The sequence below is a fragment of the Citrobacter sp. 506 genome, from assembly GCF_050434985.1.
Taxonomy (GTDB): Bacteria; Pseudomonadota; Gammaproteobacteria; order Enterobacterales; family Enterobacteriaceae; genus Citrobacter; species Citrobacter braakii.
The window spans coordinates 293,103-313,033 of sequence record NZ_JBNDJN010000004.1; the positions used below are offsets into that span (position 1 = coordinate 293,103).

The 19,931-nt window shown below is 50.9% G+C and carries 21 protein-coding genes; 11 read left to right on the forward strand and 10 right to left on the reverse strand.

The genetic code is table 11. The features are described 5' to 3' along the window. Window positions 1–282: 282 nt before the first annotated feature. The 9 genes from yqjA to ABIE10_RS16945 all read left to right on the forward strand — a co-directional run bounded on the left by yqjA (window position 283) and on the right by ABIE10_RS16945 (window position 5,000). Window positions 283–945: a DedA family general envelope maintenance protein YqjA gene (gene yqjA / locus ABIE10_RS16905; RefSeq protein ID WP_216403290.1), complete on the forward strand. Its 663-nt coding sequence runs from the start codon at window positions 283–285 to the stop codon at window positions 943–945. A gap of 18 nt (window positions 946–963) precedes the next feature. Beyond that, window positions 964–1,332 carry an EnvZ/OmpR regulon moderator MzrA gene (gene mzrA / locus ABIE10_RS16910; RefSeq protein ID WP_029139667.1) on the forward strand — a complete coding sequence of 123 codons (369 nt, stop codon included), beginning with the start codon at window positions 964–966 and terminating at the stop codon, window positions 1,330–1,332. Between the two features lie 147 nt (window positions 1,333–1,479). Beyond that, window positions 1,480–1,848: a DUF1090 domain-containing protein gene (locus ABIE10_RS16915; protein WP_016154619.1), complete on the forward strand. Its 369-nt coding sequence runs from the start codon at window positions 1,480–1,482 to the stop codon at window positions 1,846–1,848. Between the two features lie 33 nt (window positions 1,849–1,881). Continuing rightward, entirely contained in the window at window positions 1,882–2,187 is a 306-nt protein-coding gene (locus ABIE10_RS16920; protein WP_003024832.1) for a DUF883 family protein, read from the forward strand. A gap of 2 nt (window positions 2,188–2,189) precedes the next feature. After that, complete coding sequence (locus tag ABIE10_RS16925; protein ID WP_016157537.1) at window positions 2,190–2,585, forward strand: phage holin family protein; 396 nt, start codon at window positions 2,190–2,192, stop codon at window positions 2,583–2,585. Next, window positions 2,585–2,884 carry a YqjK-like family protein gene (locus tag ABIE10_RS16930; RefSeq protein ID WP_003024845.1) on the forward strand — a complete coding sequence of 100 codons (300 nt, stop codon included), beginning with the start codon at window positions 2,585–2,587 and terminating at the stop codon, window positions 2,882–2,884. Before ABIE10_RS16925 ends, ABIE10_RS16930 begins: the two co-directional genes overlap by 1 nt. Window positions 2,885–3,058: 174 nt before the next feature. Further along, window positions 3,059–3,451, forward strand: coding sequence for a DoxX family protein (locus tag ABIE10_RS16935; RefSeq protein WP_003024847.1), 393 nt, complete (start codon window positions 3,059–3,061; stop codon window positions 3,449–3,451). A 72-nt stretch (window positions 3,452–3,523) separates the two neighbouring features. Continuing rightward, a complete protein-coding gene (gene yqjG, locus ABIE10_RS16940; protein ID WP_200047070.1) occupies window positions 3,524–4,510 on the forward strand; it encodes a glutathionyl-hydroquinone reductase YqjG in 987 nt (328 codons plus the stop codon). A gap of 124 nt (window positions 4,511–4,634) precedes the next feature. Next, window positions 4,635–5,000, forward strand: a complete 366-nt coding sequence (locus ABIE10_RS16945; protein WP_019077757.1) for a DUF805 domain-containing protein — start codon at window positions 4,635–4,637, stop codon at window positions 4,998–5,000. A gap of 64 nt (window positions 5,001–5,064) precedes the next feature. Here the strand turns inward: ABIE10_RS16945 and yhaJ are convergent, their stop codons facing one another. Further along, complete coding sequence (gene yhaJ / locus ABIE10_RS16950; RefSeq protein WP_016154624.1) at window positions 5,065–5,961, reverse strand: DNA-binding transcriptional regulator YhaJ; 897 nt, start codon at window positions 5,959–5,961, stop codon at window positions 5,065–5,067. A 104-nt stretch (window positions 5,962–6,065) separates the two neighbouring features. Between yhaJ and ABIE10_RS16955 the strand changes: the two genes are divergently transcribed. Beyond that, window positions 6,066–6,767, forward strand: a complete 702-nt coding sequence (locus ABIE10_RS16955; protein WP_016157539.1) for a pirin family protein — start codon at window positions 6,066–6,068, stop codon at window positions 6,765–6,767. A 26-nt stretch (window positions 6,768–6,793) separates the two neighbouring features. Then, complete coding sequence (locus tag ABIE10_RS16960) at window positions 6,794–6,943, forward strand: hypothetical protein (protein ID WP_016157540.1); 150 nt, start codon at window positions 6,794–6,796, stop codon at window positions 6,941–6,943. A 53-nt stretch (window positions 6,944–6,996) separates the two neighbouring features. Here the strand turns inward: ABIE10_RS16960 and ABIE10_RS16965 are convergent, their stop codons facing one another. The 9 genes from ABIE10_RS16965 to tdcA form a co-directional block, all read right to left on the reverse strand. After that, on the reverse strand, window positions 6,997–8,307 hold the full coding sequence (locus tag ABIE10_RS16965) for a serine dehydratase subunit alpha family protein (protein WP_016154627.1): 1,311 nt from the start codon (window positions 8,305–8,307) through the stop codon (window positions 6,997–6,999). A 24-nt stretch (window positions 8,308–8,331) separates the two neighbouring features. Then, the gene (locus tag ABIE10_RS16970; protein WP_016157542.1) at window positions 8,332–9,663 is read right to left on the reverse strand and encodes an amino acid permease; all 1,332 of its coding nucleotides are present in this window, start codon (window positions 9,661–9,663) and stop codon (window positions 8,332–8,334) included. An 854-nt stretch (window positions 9,664–10,517) separates the two neighbouring features. Further along, entirely contained in the window at window positions 10,518–11,882 is a 1,365-nt protein-coding gene (gene tdcG, locus ABIE10_RS16975; protein WP_103767075.1) for an L-serine ammonia-lyase, read from the reverse strand. 87 nt (window positions 11,883–11,969) lie between these two features. Continuing rightward, complete coding sequence (locus tag ABIE10_RS16980; RefSeq protein WP_016157544.1) at window positions 11,970–12,365, reverse strand: enamine/imine deaminase; 396 nt, start codon at window positions 12,363–12,365, stop codon at window positions 11,970–11,972. A gap of 13 nt (window positions 12,366–12,378) precedes the next feature. After that, a complete protein-coding gene (pflB, locus tag ABIE10_RS16985; RefSeq protein WP_016154631.1) occupies window positions 12,379–14,673 on the reverse strand; it encodes a formate C-acetyltransferase in 2,295 nt (764 codons plus the stop codon). A 28-nt stretch (window positions 14,674–14,701) separates the two neighbouring features. Next, complete coding sequence (gene tdcD, locus ABIE10_RS16990; RefSeq protein WP_016154632.1) at window positions 14,702–15,910, reverse strand: propionate kinase; 1,209 nt, start codon at window positions 15,908–15,910, stop codon at window positions 14,702–14,704. Between the two features lie 31 nt (window positions 15,911–15,941). Continuing rightward, window positions 15,942–17,273 carry a threonine/serine transporter TdcC gene (gene tdcC / locus ABIE10_RS16995; protein WP_016154633.1) on the reverse strand — a complete coding sequence of 444 codons (1,332 nt, stop codon included), beginning with the start codon at window positions 17,271–17,273 and terminating at the stop codon, window positions 15,942–15,944. A 22-nt stretch (window positions 17,274–17,295) separates the two neighbouring features. Further along, window positions 17,296–18,285, reverse strand: coding sequence for a bifunctional threonine ammonia-lyase/L-serine ammonia-lyase TdcB (tdcB, locus tag ABIE10_RS17000; RefSeq protein ID WP_003828594.1), 990 nt, complete (start codon window positions 18,283–18,285; stop codon window positions 17,296–17,298). A gap of 98 nt (window positions 18,286–18,383) precedes the next feature. Beyond that, window positions 18,384–19,322 (reverse strand): transcriptional regulator TdcA, encoded by a 939-nt coding sequence (tdcA, locus tag ABIE10_RS17005; RefSeq protein ID WP_003828596.1) that lies wholly within the window; start codon window positions 19,320–19,322, stop codon window positions 18,384–18,386. Window positions 19,323–19,931 lie beyond the last annotated feature (609 nt).

Here is a 19,931-nt window from a genome sequence, read left to right on the forward strand (position 1 = left end):
GTGTCAGCCTGTGTAAATCCTCTCGCCTCCCTCCATTGCGATAAGCAAAATCACAGGACAACACCCGTAATTTCTATAACGGACTACGTTGACCTTTGTTACAATTAGTTGTTATTTGAATTTTTGTGTTTGAGAGCTTGCTTACTTCACAACTTTACAGGGAATAGTTCAGGCCGTGAATTTGTGTCAGACCGCGATCCATGTAAAAAACACCAATAAAATTGCGGCGTTACAAACTCCAGAATACCGGCATGACGACAACCGATTCTCCAGGAATATTGAATGGAACTACTGACTCAATTATTGAATGCTTTATGGGCTCAGGATTTTGAAACGCTGGCCAATCCCTCCATGATTGGCATGCTCTATTTCGTACTGTTTACCATTTTGTTTCTGGAAAACGGACTGCTGCCAGCAGCCTTTTTACCTGGCGACAGTCTACTGGTACTGGTCGGCGTACTTATCGCTAAAGGCGCGATGGGTTTTCCGCAAACGGTACTGCTGCTCACCACCGCGGCCAGCCTGGGTTGCTGGCTCAGCTATATCCAGGGGAAATGGCTGGGAAATACCCGCACCGTTCAAAACTGGCTGTCTCATCTACCCGCGCACTACCATCAGCGCGCACATCATCTGTTCCATAAGCATGGCTTGTCTGCCCTGTTGGTCGGTCGCTTTATCGCGTTTGTCAGAACATTACTGCCGACCATCGCAGGATTGTCCGGTCTGAACAATGCGCGCTTTCAGTTCTTTAACTGGATGAGCGGACTGCTTTGGGTTCTGATTCTCACAACGCTTGGCTATCTGCTGGGCAAAACGCCAGTGTTTCTCAAATATGAAGATCAGCTGATGTCTTGTCTGATGCTGCTTCCCGTGGTGTTACTGGTGTTTGGTCTGGCAGGTTCACTGGTTGTGCTTTGGAAAAAGAAATACGGGAACCGAGGGTAAATTATGCTGAAATCATGCATAACACTCCGACGACTGGCCTGGACGACTACTTTTATGCTGTTTATCGGCGCGCTGCTCCTGACCTGGTCGGTCATCCGCCAGCAGGAGTCAACGCTTGCCATTCGTGCTGTAAACCAGGGAGCCACCATGCCTGATGGCTTCTCTATCTGGCATCACCTGGACGCCAACGGCATTCGCTTTAAAAGCATTACTCCGCAAAATGACGCGCTGCTGATCACCTTTGATTCCAGCGCGCAAAGCGCAGCCGCAAAGGTCGTGCTGGACCGAACGTTACCGCACGGTTTCGTTATTGCTCAGCAGGATGATGATAATCAGGCGGTACAGTGGTTATCCCGCTTACGTGATACCCCGCACCGTTTTGGTTAATCTCCAGGAATCTGAATTAGATCACTCACTTTGGTGATTTCATCATTTAGCGCCTATGATTAATAAACTGGGTTTATGACCCATTGCTTTATTATTCTGGAGCATCGGCCAAAGCCACAAGGTCGAATCACAATGGAAGGTTCAAGAATGAAATACCGCATCGCTTTAGCAATTAGTCTTTTCGCTCTCAGTGCCGGCAGTTACGCCTCCACCCTCTGTCAGGAAAAAGAACAGGATATTCAGCGGGAGATAAGCTATGCCGAAAAGCACAACAATCAAAACCGCATCAATGGTCTGAACAAAGCGCTGAGCGAAGTTCGGGCAAATTGTACTGACAGCAAACTGCGCGCCGACCATCAGAAAAAAATCGCCGAGCAGAAAAATGAGATAGCCGAGCGTCAACGTGATTTGGCCGAGGCGAAGCAAAAAGGCGATGCGGATAAGATAGCCAAGCGCGAACATAAGCTTGCTGAAGCTCAGCAAGAGCTGAAAGAACTCGAGACACGCGATTACTAAGTACGGTAACTAGCCACTCAACTGGAGAAAACTATGTCGAAAGATAATGCTACGGAAAACCTGCGCGCTGAGCTGAAATCTCTTGCGGATACGCTTGAAGAAGTACTTAGCTCCTCTGGCGATAAGTCGAAGGAAGAGATGAGTAAAATTCGCAGTAAAGCCGAACATGCGTTACGCGAGAGCCGCCATCGTCTGAGCGAAACCAGCGATGTGATTGCTAAACAGACCCGTGAGGCCGCGGCAAAAGCCGATAACTACGTACGCGAAAACCCATGGACAGGCGTCGGCATTGGCGCTGCAGTCGGTGTGGTACTTGGTGTACTGCTGTCGCGCCGTTAATAATGGCAGACTCTCAACACGCACAAGGTCCAGGCAAAGGCGTACTGGGTATTGGACAGCGGATCCTGACGATTCTCGTTGAGATCGTAGAGACGCGGCTGCGGCTGGCCGTCGTTGAGCTGGAAGAGGAAAAAGCCAATCTCATCCAGATCCTGCTGATGCTTGGGCTGACCATGCTGTTCGCGGCGTTTGGTCTGATGAGCCTGATGGTGCTTATCATCTGGGCCATAGACCCGCAGTATCGCCTGAACGCCATGATTGCCACCACCGTTGTGCTGTTGCTTTTAGCGCTTATCGGCGGGCTATGGACGCTGAGTAAAGCGCGTAAAACAACGCTGCTACGCCATACGCGCAATGAACTCGCTAACGACAGGCAGGCCCTGGAGGATGATGCATAATGAGCAGTAAAGTCGAACGTCAACAACGTAAGGCGCAACTGCTTGGACAGATCCAGCAGCAACGGCTGGATCTGTCTGCCACTCGCCGCGACTGGCTTGAAGCCACCGAAGTTTACGATCGTGGCTGGAAGACGCTGCTGAACCTGCGTGGCTGGGTGTTGGTCGGAAGCAGTATTATGGCGGTTCGCACCATCCGTAACCCGAATCTGCTGGTACGCTGGGCTAAACGCGGCTTTAGCGTGTGGAGCATCTGGCGTCTGGTTAAATCGACCATCAGACAACAGCAACTGCGCGGCTAATCACCTCTTCTCCCCCTAACCTCAAATTTTTTGAAAATTTCTGACAGTTTTCCTTGCTAACAATTGTCATTAGCCGCGTTTATGATTCTCTCCATCGACAGCAACGACGCACTCTGCGACGTCGTTGCACAAAAAAACACAATAAGCCGCCTGAGTGGTTTCCTGGAGAGTATGATGAAGAAATTAGAAGATGTTGGTGTACTGGTAGCGCGCATTCTGATGCCAATCCTGTTTATTACCGCAGGTTGGGGAAAAATCACCGGATATGCGGGTACCCAACAGTACATGGAAGCCATGGGCGTCCCAGGATTTATGTTACCGCTGGTTATCCTGCTTGAGTTTGGCGGCGGTCTGGCCATCCTGTTTGGTTTCCTGACCCGTACTACTGCGCTGTTCACCGCGGGCTTCACGCTGCTGACGGCGTTCCTCTTCCACAGCAACTTTGCGGAAGGTGTGAACTCTCTGATGTTTATGAAAAACCTGACCATCGCAGGCGGCTTCCTGCTGCTGGCTATCACCGGTCCGGGCGCATTCAGCATCGACCGTGTACTGAATAAAAAATGGTAAGCGAGCTATACTAAACGCATCAAAAAGCGAGGAGACATCTCCTCGCTTTTGCTATCTGAGGAGGCGAAAATCATGGGACAACTCATTGACGGCGTATGGCATGACACCTGGTATGACACCAAATCAACCGGGGGAAAATTTCAACGCTCTGCATCAGCTTTCCGTAACTGGCTCACTGCGGATAGCGCACCCGGTCCAACGGGCGAAGGGGGTTTCGCCGCCGAAAAAGACCGCTATCATCTCTACGTTTCTCTGGCCTGTCCGTGGGCGCATCGCACGCTGATCTTGCGTAAACTCAAAGGGCTGGAACCGTTTATTTCCGTTTCCGTTGTGCATCCGCTGATGCTGGAAAACGGCTGGACCTTTGATGATAACTTCCCGGCGGCAACCGGCGATACCCTGTATCAGCACGAATTTCTTTATCAACTCTATTTACACGCCGATCCGCACTACAGCGGTCGGGTGACCGTTCCGGTGCTGTGGGACAAAAAGAACCACACCATTGTCAGCAACGAATCTGCAGATATCATCCGTATGTTTAACACTGCGTTTGATGCGCTGGGCGCGAAAGCCGGGGATTACTATCCACCCGCTCTGCAAACTAAAATCGACGAGCTGAACGGCTGGATTTATGACAACGTCAATAACGGCGTGTATAAAGCCGGATTTGCCACCAGTCAGGAAGCCTACGACGACGCCGTAGAAAAAGTCTTTCAATCTCTGGCGCGACTGGAGCAGATCCTTGGGCAACATCGCTACCTGACCGGGGACCAGTTAACAGAGGCCGATATTCGCCTGTGGACCACGCTGGTGCGCTTTGATCCTGTGTATGTGACGCACTTCAAGTGCGACAAACACCGGATTAGCGACTATCTGAACCTGTACGGTTTCCTGCGCGATATCTACCAGATGCCAGGCATTGCGGAGACCGTTAATTTCGATCACATCCGCAATCACTACTTCCGTAGCCACAAAACCATTAACCCGACCGGCATTATTTCTGTCGGACCATGGCAGGACCTCAACGAGCCCCACGGGCGTGATGACCGTTTTGCCTGATTTACACGGGTCCCCTTTGGGGGCCAAATAATTAATACTGCAAATATTTACCAGCATTCCATTCACAGCTATTCTTAATTTGATTGCTTTAAAAACAAGTAATTGAATACAGAACGAGGCAAAAATGGATTGGTATTTAAACGTATTAAAGAACTACTTTGGTTTTGGGGGCCGCGCGCGTCGTAAAGAATACTGGATGTTTGTGCTGGTCAACATCATCTTTACGTTCGTGCTGGGCATTCTGGACAGAATGCTTGGCTGGGAACGCGCCGGAGGGGAAGGCATATTAACGACGATTTATGGGGTTCTGGTCTTTATCCCGTGGTGGGCGGTGCAGTTCCGGCGTTTACATGACACCGACCGTTCGGCCTGGTGGCTACTGGTGCTGCTGATCCCGATCGTAGGCTGGTTGGTAATCATCATTTTCAACTGTCAAAATGGGACTCAGGGGAGCAACCGCTTCGGTGCTGACCCGAAAAAACTGTCCTGATGTAATACACCATCTTGTCGGCCGGATAAGGTGCATTTGCACCGCATCCGGCGTAACAGCCCTGCTATTTACCCGCAAACAGCTTGGGAATTTCCCGCAAACACCAGGATTTCGCTTCGCCCATGCTGTCTCGACGCCAGGCCATAATAATATCAATTTCGCTTGTCGATTCCGGGCTAACCACACGCAACCGACCCGCCGCAATGTCCTCTTCCACCAGCGGGTATGGCATCGTCGCCACGCCAAGACCGGCCAACAGCGCCTGGCGTTTATCTTCTATCGAACTCACCGTCAGACGCGGCTGTTTATCCAGCAGTTGAACCGTCAGCACCGGACGTTCGCGGGCCGTGTCCGCCACCGCGATTCCGCGGTACTTCACGCGGGTGACTTCCGATAACGGTTCCGGCTCCTGATGAATTGGATGATCCGGGGCCGCCACATATACGTTCATCAGCGAGTACAGCTTGCGCGAGTTGATTTCCGAAGATGAGCGAAAATGCATATCCGGCGCAATCACGATATCCGCCCGCCCCTGCTCCAGACGCTCCCACGCCCCGGCCAGAACTTCGGTAATAACGGAAAGCTGGGTATTGGCCTTCCCGGCAAGTCTGTCGATCAGCGGGAAAAACGCCGCCGTCGGCACCAGCGCTTCGGTGACGATGGTCAGATGCGTTTCCCAACCGCGAGCCAGCGCTTCGGCATCGGTGGTCAGCTTATCCGCAGCTTCCAACAGTACACGCCCACGTTCCAGCAGCATACGCCCGACGTTGGTGAATTTTGTGCGATGACCTGAACGGTCGAACAGCACGACGTCCAGCTCTTCCTCCAGCTTCTGCATGGTATAGCTGAGCGCGGAAGGAACGCGCCCCAGTTCGTCCGCCGCGGCGGCAAAGCTGCCACGCCGGTCTATTGCGTCCATGACGCGTAACGCCTCAAGCGTTAAAGCCCTTTCTTTGGCCATCTCGTTCTCATTCAGGAAATTTGAACATACCGGGCAGAATATCTGGCTAACAATGCAGCGTCTAGCCATTTAACATAAAAGGAAGTAAAGAGAGGTCAAGAACTATGATTACTACCCGTACAGCCAAACAATGCGGGCAAGCAGACTACGGCTGGCTGCAGGCCCGTTATACCTTCTCCTTTGGACACTATTTTGATCCTAAACTGCTGGGTTATGCCTCGCTGCGTGTTCTGAACCAGGAAGTTCTGGCACCGGGAGCCTCTTTCCAGCCACGTACCTATCCGAAGGTGGATATCGTCAATCTGATCCTCGAAGGGGAAGCGGAGTATCGCGACAGTGAAGGGAACCATATCCAGGCCAAGGCAGGAGAAGTTTTACTGCTCGCCACACAGCCGGGAATTAGCTACAGCGAACACAATATCAGCAAAGATAAACCGTTAACCCGAATGCAGCTCTGGCTGGATGCCTGCCCGCAGCGCGAAAACGCCTGCGTACAGAAAGCCACGCTGAGTGCCGGTAAGCATCAGTTGCTCGCCTCGCCGGATGGAGAACAAGGCAGCCTGCATCTGCGTCAACAGGTATGGGTGCACCACGTTGAACTGCAACAAGGTGAATCGCTGAGTTTTCAGTTACATGGGCCGCGGGCTTACTTACAGTCGATCCACGGCAGATTCCATGCGGTGACATCTGGCGCCGAAAAGGAAGCGCTCACCTGCGGCGATGGCGCATTTATTCGTGACGAAACTAACATAACGTTAGTCGCCGATACCGCGCTGCGCGCTTTGCTGATAGATTTGCCCGTATAGTCAGGGAAAACAATGGAGTACGACTATTGAGCAAGAAATCATCAAAAAAACGCCAGCCGCAGGTTGAGCCGAAAAAACAGGATACTGTGACCTTCGGCTATGAAGAAATGCTGACAGAGCTGGAAGCGATTGTGGCGGATGCCGAGCTACGGCTGGAAGACGAAGAAGCCGCCTGAAAAGGCGGCTTAGAGTTATGCCGGGGGCGATTCCGCCTTACCCGGCCTGCAGATTAATGTGCCTTACTGGCCATGATCTCAATGATCTGCTTGTCGGTTTCCTGCATCGAGCGACACGCCAGCGCACACAGGTTCGTGATCGATTGCTCCACGTTGTGCGCCACAATCCCTTCATTGCCGGTCACTGCGGTGTCATCCAGCGCCATCAGCACCGCTTTCCACGCCGCAGATGCGCTGGTTGAAACTTTCATCGCGCAGCTGTTTGAGGCGCCATCGCAAATCATTCCGCTCACGTCGCCAATCATGCTGCTGATTGCCATCGCGATAGTGTTGTAGCGACCATCAACAATCCACGCCATCCCCGCCGCGGCGCCCATCGCCGCCGTGGTTGCCGCACACAGTGCAGACAAACGCGGAAGCTGATGATGGATGTAGATAGCGCTCAGGTGAGACAACATCAGCGCACGCGCCAGTTTCTCTTCATCCGCACCAAAGTGCTCAGCCACCACCATTACCGGAACGGTCGCGGTAATCCCCTGATTTCCAGAGCCCGAGTTGCTCATTGCCGGAAGCGTCGCCCCGCCCATTCGCGCATCCGATGCCGCACTGGTGCGGATCAGAATAGAGGTGGAGAGATCGTTCGCCAGCAGGCCACGCGCGCACTGCTTCTCAAGCGTGGTTCCGATGTGCAAGCCCCAGTTACCGCGCAGCCCTTCCTGGGACAGCGCACCGTTCAGTTTCGCCGCATCGAGAATAAAGCGGATTGACTCAAACGGTACCGCGTTCACGAACGCCAGAATCTCTTCCAGCGACGTGTGGGACAATACCGCCAGCGGTGACTCCTGCTCCTCTTCCTGAGCGTTCTGTTCTGTCGTGAACACCACGCCCTTATTGGTCTCAATGTGCACAATGTTGGTATGACCACCAACAATCGTCACGCACGCCCATCCCTCAGCGCTATAAACCTTCGCACGGGAGAAGAGAATGTCCTCGCATGGCTCCTGCAGCATCACCGCGACCTTCCCGGCGGTAAGCATCGCTTTCGCATCGGCAATCGCTTGAGGCGAGGCGTCTTTCAGTACCTCTAAACCGGCGTGGGCATTTCCCCCCAGCGCACCCAGTGCCGCCGCGACAGGCAGCCCAACCATTCCGGTACCTGGCACGGTAACGCCCATGCCGTTTTTCATCAGGTTCGGTGAGACCCACGCATCAATGCGTTCAACCGCGCCGTCCAGCTCAGAGGAGGCGACCGCTGCCGCCAGAGCCAGAGAGATAGGTTCCGTGCAGCCCAGCGCAGGCTTAACTTCTTCCTGCACCGCGCGGATAAAACTATCCCATAATGGATTCAATGTAGTCTCAAACATAACAACAACCTTTGCTCAGATATCTCAGGAAAATGCCAGGAACGGAGAAACGCACAGCAGCAGGCCCGTGACAATAATCAGATACAGGGAAGCGCCTTTGTATTTGTGCAGTGCAGGAACTTTGTAGACCAACCAGGCCGGGATCAGACATCCCACCATGCCGAAGATAGGGCTACAAATAGAAGTGAAGCTCAGTACCGGCGCATTGAGCACAATGGCTCCCCACGCCAGCAGGATAGCGAAAACCATAATGCCGCGCTGAACCAGGGTCTCATTGATTTTCTCGGCTGGCATTTTGCGGCGCAGCACGTTCATCACGATCCCTTGAGTGGCTTCACGGAACCCTAAGTAAACGCCGAAGAAAGCGGTCATTACTGCAAAGATGTTCAGAATAACGCTGACGATTTTCACCCAGCCAGCACCCGCGCCGCTGATAAACTGCGCGGCAATCGCCAGAGCGGAAATGTTCTGCTCATAAGCTTTAACCGCTTCGTCATGGCCCATCGCCAGCGTGAAGGAAACGGCGTAGAAAAAGACGGTCACAAACAGAATACCGAACGCAATATTCATGGCTCGCAGGGCTTTATGGCGTGCCACTTCAATGGATTTATTGCGAGAACGATAGGAGATAACCATCGGGCTTAAGGTCTGAATAAACAGAATCGAGGTCAGGGTAAACGGCAGCGTGATAATCGCGTTTTTGATCAGCAGCGCCATCGGCGGCAGTGAACCTACGTTATATAAATGCCACATCCCAACCATCGACACGCCAAGCGCCGCCACCACCAGCAGCTTGGTCAGTACCATACCGGTGGAGATTTTAAACAGCAGTTTTTCCCCGCGGGACGAGATAGCCACCAGGATGCAAATCAGCACCAGGCCATAGAACGGGCTGTCGGACAGTAAACCTTCAGTAACGCCAAAAGTATGCAGGTAGGAGGCGCTATCGTTGGTGATGGCGGTGGAATAGACGAACATCCAGATAACCAGCATCACAAAATACAACGCACCTAACAGGATGCCCCAGTTCTTACCCAGATAGCCGCTGATTACGCTCGGGTAGTCTTTACACTCTGGGGACTCAGCCAGCGTATTAATAAACAGACGCTGGAACAGATACATGGCTGGGTAGCCGATGATAGAGGAGAGCAAAAACACCCACAGCCCCATCAAACCCACCTGGACGGGAAGAAAAACAATCCCCGCACCAATTGCCATACCGATACTCATAATGACCCAGCCGGTGTCCATGCTGTCGAATTTAATGGCTTCACGCCATTCACTTTCGGTCATTCCCGCCCGACGTGCCGGAGCAGATGCGTCGAGTATTACGCTGTTATTCGTTGCCGTTTCCATAATTTTCCGCTCAATGTGTAGGTAGAGGTTTTTATATTTTTTTCGTACTGCCTCAATGCGATACGCAGTACTACGGTGCAGGTGAGCTATTGGAGTAATGAGGAAATCATACGCGCAGGATCAGAGAAAAACTTCACAAACAAACCCCTGTAATTTCTAAAAGTTAAGAAATATTTTCTCTTTTATTTCCATATAAAGAATTTAATTTCTATATTTGAAGCCGATCACAACAAAAAAGGCGCACTAACATGTAATGCCAGTCAGTTAAGCATTATGGAGAACATGTGATTTCGGCTCAGGGTTCCGTTCACCTCAGTGGTATCACTTTTCTGAAACGCAGATACCCGTGAACGTGCACGGTGCACTGACTTCCAGTGAACTCTGTTTTGCTGTTCAGATAAAAAACGCAGGGGGTCAGGTGTGGGCTGGTCCGGCTGAAAATTGCCGACGTGTTTCCGTAAGGCCGGGAGAACCCGCAGGGATGCGGGTTCAGGGCGCGTTTTGCAGGGACGCTACCTCGCGCCCGGCCCGGTAGCCTGGAGGAATAAACGGAGGGGACCGCGGAGCGGCAATTTTCCCGCCGGGAGCCGGGATTGTTAAGGGTACGGCAATAGTACCCTTAACACGTTCACAGGTCGTATTGTCTCAGAGAAGTGATATCACTAAGGTGAACGTAGCAATACGCCGGAGGCAACAGATTCATTACCTCCGTATGTGCCACTTTCCATTATCGCTACGGCCACTCATCCTCGTTAACTGACAAGCATTACGCACTAACGTGCACCTTTTTTATCAGGTCATATTGATTAATTTATTGCTGAATAGCGCTGCGCTGACCAGGCACGGCTTTTACCTCAGGTACAAACCACTTTAATTGCCAGCCCACCGCGTGAGGTTTCACGGTATTTGTCGTTCATATCTTTGCCCGTTTCATACATGGTCTCGATCACTTTATCGAGCGAAACGCGTGGTTCTGACGTTCGACGTAGCGCCATGCGCGCGGCGTTGACGGCTTTTACTGCGTTGATCGCATTACGTTCAATGCACGGTATTTGCACCTGTCCGGCTACCGGATCGCAGGTCAGCCCCAGGTTATGCTCCATGGCGATTTCCGCTGCGATACAGACCTGCGACGGGCTACCGCCCAGCAGTTCTGTCAGACCGGCAGCCGCCATTGAACAGGCTACGCCAATCTCACCCTGGCAGCCCACCTCAGCACCAGAAATAGAGGCGTTCATCTTATACAGCGCGCCTATCGCCCCCGCGGCCAGCAAATAGCGGGCAATGGAGTTCGCATTCACCGGACGGCGGAACTTGTCGTAATAGGCCAATACGGCGGGAATAATCCCACATGCACCGTTGGTCGGCGCCGTCACAACCCGGCACCCGGCGGCGTTTTCTTCGCTCACGGCCAGCGCAAACATGTTGATCCAGTCAATAACGTTCATCGGATCGCTGGACAGATTATCGCTGGAAACCAGCAACCGACGTAACGCCACGGCGCGACGCGGAACGTTAAGCGGCCCCGGCAGGACGCCTTCGGTGTTCATGCCGCGCTCAATCCCGGCGTGCATGACGTCCCAAATGGCGGCAAAGCCAGCATCGATTTCCTCTTTGCTGCGCATCGCCAGCTCGTTTTGCATCATCAAGCCGGAAACAGACAGCCCATTGCGCTCGCACAGTTTCAGCAGTTCGCTGGCGGAATGAAAATTGTAGGGCACGTGTGCTTCAACATCATGCACCTGCCCAAATTGCTCCTCTTCAATGATAAAACCACCGCCGACGGAGTAATAGGTTTTGCTTAATAGCCTCTCGGTGCTGTTCCACGCGGTGATACGCATGCCATTTTCATGGCGTGGCAGCGTTTCGGTATGAAAGAGAATATTTTCATCTGGAGAGAAATCGACAACATGCGTGCCCTCAGCAACCGGCAAACGTCCGGTACGGGCCACTTCCTGAGTAAAACCAGCGATTGAGTCTATATTAACGTTTTGCGGACTGTTACCGGCCAGCCCCATCATGATCGCGACATCTGTCGCATGACCTTTCCCGGTCAGGGAAAGCGATCCGTAAAGATCGACCACAATATGCGTGGTTCTGGGGAGTTCTCCGCTGCTGACCAACAGATCGATAAAGCTTTTACCTGCGTTCATTGGCCCCACGGTATGGGAGCTGGAAGGTCCAATGCCAATCTTGAAAATATCGAATGCGCTAATCATATCCACACCCTCGGATTGCCGTTCAGTGAAGACCAGGTTTCACACTCATTAAGGATTGGGGCGATCCTGAGATCGCCCCGCAAGGGATTACAGCGTATCGCCACGTACGGCGATGGCTTCAATCTCCAGCTTCACATCCTTTGGTAAGCGGGCGACCTGTACGCAACTGCGCGTGGGGTAGATAGCCTGATGCTCATCAAAGAACTGCTGGTACACCTGGTTAATGGTGGCGAAGTCGTTCAGGTCGGATACGAAAACGGTAGTCTTCACGATATCGCTCACTTTCAAACCTGCGGACTCGACGATCGCTTTCACGTTTTCCAGGCTTTGACGTGCCTGATCGGCCACGTTTTCTGCCACTTCACCGGTCTGTGGACACACCGGGATTTGACCTGACGTCAACACCATGCTGCCCAGATCCACGCCCTGTACGTAAGGCCCAATCGCCCCTGGCGCACATTCGGTTGCAATAACTTTTCTCATAATCCCTCCGGCGTCAGAGCGCCTGGGTGAAAGTACGTGAAATAACATCCTGCTGCTGTTCACGGGTCAACGCGTTGAAGCGCACCGCATAGCCAGACACGCGGATCGTCAGGTTCGGATAGTTTTCCGGGTGCTCAATGGCATCCATCAACATTTCACGGTTCATAACGTTAACGTTCAGATGCTGCCCACCTTCCACATGTGCTTCATGGTGGAAGTAACCGTCCAGCAGACCAACCAGGTTGGTTTTACGCACCCCATCTTCTTTGCCCAGTGCAGCCGGCACAATGGAGAAGGTGTACGAGATACCGTCTTTGGCATAGGTAAACGGCAGTTTGGCCACCGAGGTTAATGACGCAACCGCGCCCTTACGATCGCGACCGTGCATCGGGTTAGCCCCCGGCGCAAACGGCGTACCTGCGCGACGTCCGTCCGGTGTGTTACCGGTTTTCTGTCCGTACACCACGTTGGAGGTGATGGTCAGGATGGACTGCGTCGGCACCGCGTTACGGTAGGTTGGCAACACCTTAATTTTCTTCATGAAACGTTCGACCAGGTCGCAAGCAATGCTGTCTACTCGCTCGTCGTTGTTGCCGTATTGCGGATAGTCGCCTTCGATTTCGAAATCGACAGCCAGACCGTTTTCATCACGAATCGGTTTCACGCGGGCGTATTTGATAGCCGACAGAGAATCCGCCGCCACGGACAGACCCGCCATACCACAAGCCATCGTGCGATAGACATCACGATCGTGCAGCGCCATCAGCGAAGCTTCATAGCTGTACTTGTCGTGCATATAGTGGATGATGTTCAGCGCGCTGATGTACTGCACGGCCAGCCAGTCCATAAAGTGGTCCAGGCTCTCCATCACCGTATCGTAATCCAGCACGTCATCCATCAGCGGTGCCGTTTTCGGCCCAACCTGAATTTTCAGCTTCTCATCCACGCCGCCGTTGATTGCGTACAGCAACGTTTTGGCGAGGTTGGCACGCGCACCGAAGAACTGCATTTGTTTGCCGATAACCATCGGGCTTACGCAGCAGGCAATGGCATAGTCATCGCTGTCAAAGTCGGCACGCATCAAATCGTCGTTTTCATACTGCAAAGACGAGGTGATGATAGACACCTGGGCGGCGTACTTTTTGAAGGCAATCGGCAGCGCTTCAGACCACAGCACCGTCAGGTTCGGCTCAGGCGCCGGTCCCATGGTGTGCAGCGTATGCAAGTAGCGGAACGAGTTTTTCGTCACCAGCGTGCGGCCATCCAGCCCCATGCCGCCGATAACTTCAGTCGCCCAGATAGGGTCGCCTGAGAACAGGGTGTCGAATTCCGGCGTGCGCAGGAAGCGCACCATACGGATCTTCATAATGAAGTGGTCGATCAGCTCCTGCGCCTGCTGCTCGTTTAAGATTCCCGCTTTAAAATCGCGCTCAATGTAGATGTCGAGGAACGATGCGGTACGGCCCAGCGACATTGCGCCGCCGTTCTGAGATTTCACCGCAGCCAGGTAAGCAAAGTAAACCCACTGCACCGCTTCCTGCGCATTACGCGCCGGACGGGAGATATCGCAGCCGTACTTCGCTGCCATTTCCTGCATCTGCAGCAGGGCGCGACGGTGCTCAGACAGCTCTTCGCGCAGGCGAATCGTGGCTTCAAGATTCTGGCCCCACTCCAGGTTCGACTGGAGATCGGCAAACTGCAGTTCACGCTCGCGTACCAGGTAGCGGATACCGTACAGCGCGACGCGGCGATAGTCGCCGATGATACGACCACGGCCATAGCCATCCGGCAGACCGGTCAGCACGCCGGATTTACGGCAGCGTAGCATATCCGGAGAGTAGGCGTCGAATACGCCCTGGTTATGGGTTTTACGCAGTTCAGTAAACTGGTATTCAAAATCAGCATCCATCTCACGACCATAAGCATCAAAAGAGCTTTTGATCATGTTGATGCCGCCAAACGGATGCAGAGCACGCTTGAGCGGCTTATCTGTTTGCAGACCAACGATTTTTTCCAGTTCTTGTTCAATATAACCCGCATCATGTGCGGTTATCGTGGTGGCAATATTGGTATCGAAATCAACCGGCGCGTGCGTCGAGTTTTCAATACGGATGCCCGCCATGACTTTTTCCCACAATGCAGTGGTCGCTGGCGTTGCTTCGGCGAGGAAAGATTCATCCCCTTCATAAGGCGTATAGTTGTGCTGAATAAAATCACGGACATTAATTTCTTCTTTCCAGTCCGTACCTTTAAAGCCATTCCAGGCTTCGGCATACAGCATATCGCTGGTATCGATATTTACCTTCATGAAAAATAATCTCTCTGCTGAAAATTAATTATGCAAATTCTACTGGTATATTAATTTTGCCTAACGCAATGGCATCACGCGCAATCATTTTCTCTTCATTTGTGGGAATAACCGCACAAATAACACGAGCATCTTTATTAGAGATAATTCTTTCGCCATGGGAATTTGGCAGGCTATTCATCTCGCTGTCGATATTCACCCCTAAAACGGCGAGATGCTCGATAACCAGACGACGAATTAATACCGAGTTCTCACCTATTCCACCGGTGAAAATAATCCCATCAAGACGATGCAGCGAAGCGGCATGTCCGGCGATATGGCGCGCGATACGATGCACAAACGTTTTAATCGCCAGCTGCGCACGCTCATGTCCCTCGTGCCAGGCTTTTTCTAACGTACGTAAGTCAGAGGACAAACCGGAAATACCCAGTAAACCGGACTCTTTATTCACAACGCGCTCAAGGTCGCTCAGCGTCTGGTTGGTTTCGCTGGCAATCCACGCCATGGCGCCGAAATCGACGTCACCGCTGCGTGTGCCCATCATCAGTCCTTCCAACGGCGTCATGCCCATTGAGGTATCAACGCTCTGCCCGTTACGCACCGCGCAGATTGACGCGCCGTTCCCCAGGTGAGCCACAACCAGACCGGAGTCATCACTCTGCAGCTCAAGAAGCTCATGCGCTCGCTGAGATACATAGCGGTGCGACGTACCGTGGAAGCCATAACGACGAACGCCTAACTCCTCAAAATATTTCCACGGTAGACCGTAAAGATAGGCCTCTGGGGCCATCGTCTGGTGGAAGCTGGTATCAAATACCGCAACCTGCTGCACGCCTGGGAAAAGGTGCTGTGCGGATTCAATCCCACTGAGGTTCGCATAATTATGTAACGGTGCTAAAGGCGATACCCGGCGAATATTATCGATAACGTCGTCAGTAATAATTGCTGATTCGGTAAAGATATTTCCACCGTGGGCAATGCGGTGGCCAATTAAGGCCACGCTGTCCATTAAATTACGTTTTTCCAGTTCAACGGCGATTGCTTTTAATGCGTCTTCGTAGCTGTGGTGAGCCAGCTTAGCTGGCTCTCCTCCATTAATTGCTATGAACGCATTTTCAGAGTTAATACCGTCCGCGATTCCCGCCATTAAAACTTCACAGTTCGCTGCATCCAGCACTGAGAATTTAATGGAAGACGAACCACAGTTAATAACCAGTACTACCGGAAACTCATTCATTTCACTACTCCGCTCATCCTGAGCTTAAGGATTAAAACAGTTTGTAGACAATGTTCAGGATAGTCAGCAGACCAATCACGGTAACAAACACGTTATCCAGACGGCCACGGTATTTCGCCAGTGACGGCGCTTTACGGATGGCATACATCGGCAGCAGGCAGAGCAGAGAGGCAATAATCGGCGCGCCCATTGCTTCAATCAGGTCCAGGATGTTCGGGTTGGCGTAAGCCACAACCCAGGTGGAGCCCATGATGAAGATCATGCTGATGGTATTAAGTTTGCCAGCGGAAACCTTAGTTTTATCGCCTTTGTAACCAAACTTCAGCACCAGACCGTTCAGACCTTCCAGCGTGCCCAGGTAGTGGCCGAAGAAAGATTTGAAGATAGCTACCAGTGCGATGATTGAAGCGCCGTACTCCAGAACGGTCGCGAAGGTGGACTTCGAACCGGACAGTGAAGCGAAGTGGTTCGCCAGGTAAGACAGTACTGGAATGTTCTGCGCTTTCGCATCCGCCATGTTTGCCGGAGAGAGCGTGAACAGGCAGCTAAAGGCAAAGAACATCACCACGGCAACCATCAGCATACTGGCGCGGGAGATGATTTTTGAACATTTCTGCTCGGTAAATTCGCGACCGTAATCTTTCTCATACTCTTCACGTTTAGAGACCACGAAGGAAGAAACGATTGGTGAGAAGTTGAAAGAGAACACCATGATGGAAATACCCAGCCACACGGTAACCAGGATGCCGTCATGGCCAGTCAGAGCGATATTGCTGAGATCAACCTGATCGATAACCGCAGAGTTCCAGTAAGGAATCAGAGACAGAGAGATCAGCACCAGGCTGGCAATAAACGGCCATACCAGGTAGCTCATCACTTTAACCATCAGATCCTTACCAAACCAGATGACGAATGCCATCAACAGCAGCAGGAACAGTGCCACGAAGCCACGGTTTAACGCTGGCATCTGCAACTGGTTTTCCCAAAAGGTCATAAAGGTGTTGGTAATGGTGACGCCATAAATCCACAGCAGCGGACAAATTGCAAAGAAGTAGAGGAACGTGATAACCACGCCGCCCGTTTTACCAAAGTGCTCTTCAACCGTTTCTGTGATGTTACCGGAAGGGTTAGAACCGGAAAGACACAGGCGTGCCAGCGCACGGTGGCAATAGAAGGCGATGGGGTATGCTAACACCAGCATTATCAGAATGGGGATCAGTCCGCCAAAACCTGCGCGGATAGGGAAGAACAGCACCCCGGCGCCGATGGCTGTACCAAATAAACCCAGTGTCCAGGTGGTGTCCGATTTGCGCCAGGACGACTGTTTTGTCTGGCTGGATACAATGCTATCAGTAGTACTCATATCCTATCCTCAACGAAGTATATTAAGCGTCAACTAAACCAGTAATTTGAGATACACGAGAAAGGTCGATATTACCGCCAGAAATAATGCTGACTGTTTTTCTGTTCTGGATATAGCTATCTAATTTCCCGCTTAATAATGCTGCGCAAGCCAGCGCGCCGGCACCTTCAGTCACAACTTTATTTCGCTGAATTAATGCCACCATGCTGTTGCGAATTTCATCTTCGCTGACCAGGACAATGTCATCCACCAACTCACGAACAATTTCATACGTTAAAGTACCCGGGCGGGAAACGTCACAACCATCCGCCAGGGTGCCGGTCGTTCGGTGCGTGGTTATTTCTCCAGCGTGGAAAGAAGCCGCCATGCCATGAACATTTTCAGACTGTACGCCAATAATTTTAATAGTCGGGTTAATAGATTTAATTGCCACTGCAATACCAGCAATCAGTCCGCCACCGCCAATTGGCACAATCACGTTATCGACATCGTACAGATCTTCCAGAATTTCCAGACCAATAGTGCCCTGACCAGCAATCACTTTCGGGTCATCATAGGGTGGAATAAAGATACGGCCTTCAGTTTCCACAATCTCGCTAACCTTAGCGATGGTGTCGTTGAAGTTGTCGCCGTGCAGCACAACCTCTGCGGAATAATCGCAGGTTGCAGCAACTTTAGACTTCGGCGCGCCTTTCGGCATGACCACTTTGCCGTCGATTCCGAGCATGGCGCAGGAGAGAGAAACCCCTTGCGCATGGTTACCTGCAGAGCAAGCCACCACGCCCTTACATCTTTCAGCTTCGGTTAATGAACTGAGCTTGTTAAACGCACCACGGATTTTAAATGAACCGGTACGCTGCATATTTTCAAACTTGAGGAAAATTTCCCCTTTGCAACGTTCACTAAAATAGTTAGAGCGAGGCATTCCCGTTTTATAAATTTTCCCCGCCAGTCTTTTTTTCGCTTCGAGGATATCTTCAATTGCAACTGGGAGATCGTATGTAATGTGCATTAGAACCTCTTACTAGGGTATTAAAGTAAATAGATAGCCGTGACCATTGTCAGAAATAGACAGATGGCGTTGATTTCGTGTTAAAACAAATTCAATCTTTAGTCAATTTCAATTAATTGCCTTCGTCTCCGACAATTATATGATGAATACTCTTTGGCTAATTCCACCAAAATAGATGCTGCTTTTTTAATTCGATAATTTTTCGACCATACGGCGGCATAACGCGCGACGGGTAAGGTTTCTTCTACCGGGATAGTAATAAACTGGTTTGAGCCAAATGGTGTGGTCATATCGCAGGGAATTACTGTTAAGAAATCAGCATTGAGAACAAGATTATAAATCGTAACGACGGAGTCTGTTTTAACGATGTTTTCACTGCTGATGCCATTATTTTGTAACGTGGTTAGAAGTTCACTGTAGTACCCCATATTCGTTTGTGGCAACACCCACTGTTCGTTTTTCAACGCGCTCAGCGAGGTGATGCCGGTGCATGTTCGGGACTTGCTGGCAACCAGGATGAAGTCTGACTCAAAGAGCGGTTCAACATGCAGATCGTGCAGTTTCATCTCATCACTCAGCGTACCGATCGCGAAGTCCAGACGCCCGTCACGAATCGCAGGTAAGAACGAGGAGAGCTGAGCTTCATACATGGAAACCTGCGCTTTCGGGAACACTTCTTTGAATTTTTTAATCATGCCGGACATGATGGTGAAGGCAATCAGTGAAGGAAAGCCAAACGACACATCAACGACCGCATTGCTCGTCATGCTGTTCATCTCATCAACCATGTTCTTCATTTCACGGGTAATAGATTCAGACCATGAGAGCATAACCTGACCTGCCTGAGTTAAAGTCACACCAGTATTTTTGCGTACGACTAACTCAATACCGAAATAAGCTTCTACATCATTAATGATTTTGCTGACAGCCGGTTGAGTTAAACCTAATTCTTTTGCAGCTGAGCCGATAGAACCACTTCTAATGACTTCCTGAAAGACCACTAAGTGCTGTGTTTTAGGGAGTGTAATAGTATTCATATCGACCTGCGCTAATTACTTTGTTGACGGCAGGAAGTGTACCAAATTAAGCGAACGAGGATATGTGCTACCACTCACAAATCCCCTTGACTTACATTTTGTAAGACTATTATTTAAATTGAAATCACTTAATAATCATATAGATATGAAATATCGATCTCACTTTATCCTGACTTTAATCAAAAAAAGATGGGGGGATAACGATTTTTTATGGCTATAACAACACCATTTCTCCTGCTATTTCTTAAAACCACGAAAGGCTATATTTCAATCAATTACAGAGTAATTACCAGGCAAAACAGCGCTTAAATTTAATAAGCAACTTATCAAATATAATTATATTTTATCGTTTATAGTGGTCAAATAACGTTATGCATCACGTTTTTTAGCCTTATTTGTTTGTAAAGAAACATTGCATTTATTAATATTTAAACCAAAACACACAAAGCACTATCAAATGCAACATTACATTAACAGTGGTTTTGTACGATTTATCAGCCAGTAATTTTGTGATGGCGATCGATTGCGTTCGATTATTCTCGATAAAAACGTATCGCGCAGCGTTTTGTGCTAGTCATCACAAAAAATGAAATATCCCGCAAGACATTG